This is a genomic window from Cryobacterium sp. TMT1-66-1 (assembly GCF_004403435.1).
GTDB lineage: Bacteria > Actinomycetota > Actinomycetes > Actinomycetales > Microbacteriaceae > Cryobacterium > Cryobacterium flavum.
The window spans coordinates 1-2334 of record NZ_SOGP01000012.1 but is presented as its reverse complement, the minus strand read 5'-3'; the positions used below and the strand labels follow the sequence as shown (position 1 = coordinate 2334).

2 protein-coding genes are annotated in these 2334 nt (G+C 64.2%); both read left to right on the top strand.

Translation table 11 applies throughout. The features are described 5' to 3' along the window. On the top strand, positions 1–1467 hold a 1467-nt coding region (gene istA, locus E3T29_RS10595; protein ID WP_134345397.1), incomplete at its 5' end, for an IS21 family transposase. Next, positions 1467–2234: an ATP-binding protein gene (locus E3T29_RS10590; RefSeq protein ID WP_134345398.1), complete on the top strand. Its 768-nt coding sequence runs from the start codon at positions 1467–1469 to the stop codon at positions 2232–2234. The genes istA and E3T29_RS10590, both read left to right, overlap by 1 nt. Positions 2235–2334: the final 100 nt, after the last annotated feature.

Below are 2334 nucleotides of genomic sequence, written 5' to 3'. Positions count from 1 at the left end.
GGTCTGACCTCGACCGTCGCGGTCAGCGACGTCGAGCTGGCCGAGTGGTTCCCCGACGGGCGCCGGAACGTGTCGGACGAGTATGACCAGCCCGACTTGTCGCGGGTGCTGGCATCGATGAAAGCGAACCGGCACTTCACGTTGCTGTTGGCGTGGCGTCGTTACGTCGACACCAAGGACGCGGGGAAGAAGTATGGGTATTCGCAGTTCTGCGCCCTGTTCACCGACTACCTCCGCACCCATGACCTGGTCGCGGTGCTGCGCCATGAGCCAGGTCGAGCGATGCTGGTCGACTGGGCCGGCGACACCATGGACGTCGTCGACACCATCACCGGCGAGGTGGTGCGAGCGATTCTGTTCGTCGCGGTGTTGCCGTTTTCGGGACTGATGTTCTGCCGCGCTTACGCGGATATGAAGTCTCCGGCGTGGCTCGACGCGCACGTTCAGGCGTTCGCGTTCTTCGGCGGCGTGACGCAGATCGTCGTGCCCGACAACCCGACGACATCCACCCACCAAACCCATAAGGGTGATGCGGAGCGGATCGTCAACGCCAGATATCAGCAGCTCGCTGATCACTACCAGACTGCGATTGTCCCGGCCAGAGTGAAAAAACCGCGTGACAAGGCTGCAGCCGAGAATGCGGTGAACGTGGTCAACAAGCGCGTCATCGGCTACCTCGAGGACGACGTCTTCACGACGCTGGGCGAGTTGAATGCTGCGATCGAGGAACGGGTGCGGGAGATCAACCACGACATCCGCCGCGCCGACGACACCACGCGGTGGGAGCGGTTCGACAGCGAGGAGCGGGAGCTGCTGACCCCTCTGCCTGATGCCGGGTTCGAGGACGTCGAGTGGAAGGAGCTGAAGGCGGCCCGGAACTACCACGTCACCGCGGACACACAACGGTATTCGGTGCCGTTCGCTCTGGCGGGCAAGCTGCTGCGGGTTCGGCTGACGTCGTCACGGGTGACGGTCTTCGACGGGCACGAGAGCATCTGCGAACACCCGCGGCTGACGGGACGCAAGGGCCAGTACTCGACCCTGCCGGACCATGTCCCGCCGCAGCACCGCGATATTGACGGGCTGTGGTCGAGGCGGTGGTTCACCGACCGGGCGCGCAGCGTCGGTCCGGCCACCGTCACGGTGATCGAGCAGATCCTGGACAGCCAGGTGATCGAGGCGCAGGGCTACCTGTCCTGCCAGAACATCCTCGACGGGCTCGGCAAAAACAACCGGCAACGGCTGGAGGCGGCCTGCCAGGAGCTCGTGAACCGCAGCGCCCATCCGACCTATTCGACACTGAAACGCTTGATGGCCGCGATCGACAGCGATGCGAAGAAACCCCGGCCGATGGTCCCGGCCGCCTCCACCCGCAAACGCGTCAGCACCGTCGTGTTCCGCGACACCATGCCGGATGTTTATGTCCGTGACGCCTCGCACTACGCCCGCGACGAGGAAGGGAAGTGATGTTCACCAGCGTTGATTACGACAAGTTCCGGGCTCTGCGCGTGACCCACGTCGCGACCCGGCTGGAGGAACTCATCCAGGACGAAGCCAACGACACCCTCACCCCCGAGCAGCTGTTCCTCACCGCAGTCGACGACGCGTTGGAGTCCCGACGGATCAACAAGGTCGACAAGCTCATCCGTCAGGCTGCGTTTCCGATCCCGGGCGCCACCGTGGCCGAGGTCGACTATCGCGAGGGACGCGGCATTACCCAGGTCAGAATGCGACGCTATGCCGCCCATGACTGGCGCTCCGATGCAACGAACCTGCTGATCATCTCGCCCACCGGAGGCGGGAAAACCTATCTCGCCTGCGCCCTGGCTATCGGCGCCTGCGAGAGCGAGCATTCGGTGCTCTACTACCGGATGGACGACCTCGCCCGAAAGCTCGTCATCGCTCGCGGCGACGCCATCGCCCACCAGAAACTGTTGAACGAGCTCTCGAACATCGACCTGCTCATCATCGACGACTTCCTCACCGTCGGCATCGACAGCGACGCTGGCAACGATCTGTTCGCGATCCTCGCCAACAGGGAGCACCGGCTCCCGACGATGATCGCCTCGCAGACCGGACCCGCGCACTGGGTCGCCGAGCTGCCCGACCGAGTCGCAGCGGACTCGATCGTGAACCGCCTCGCCAACAACGCCCGCATCATCAAGCTCGGCCAGATCGACATGCGCCAGCAGCGCAACGACCAAGCCCGCGCCCAGAAAGGCTACTGGGAATAACCCCAAGGCGGCCCGGGCACCACTCCCGGGCCGCTACCACCTCGTCAGAACTTTGTTACCAACTACCTGGACTGGCGCTACCATCAAGCGCTACTCGCCA

What these genes read in the sequence shown, in the direction of transcription:
- E3T29_RS10590 (WP_134345398.1), top strand. Translation starts at nt 1,467, where the DNA reads ATGTTCACCAGCGTTGATTACGACAAGTTCCGGGCTCTGCGCGTGACC.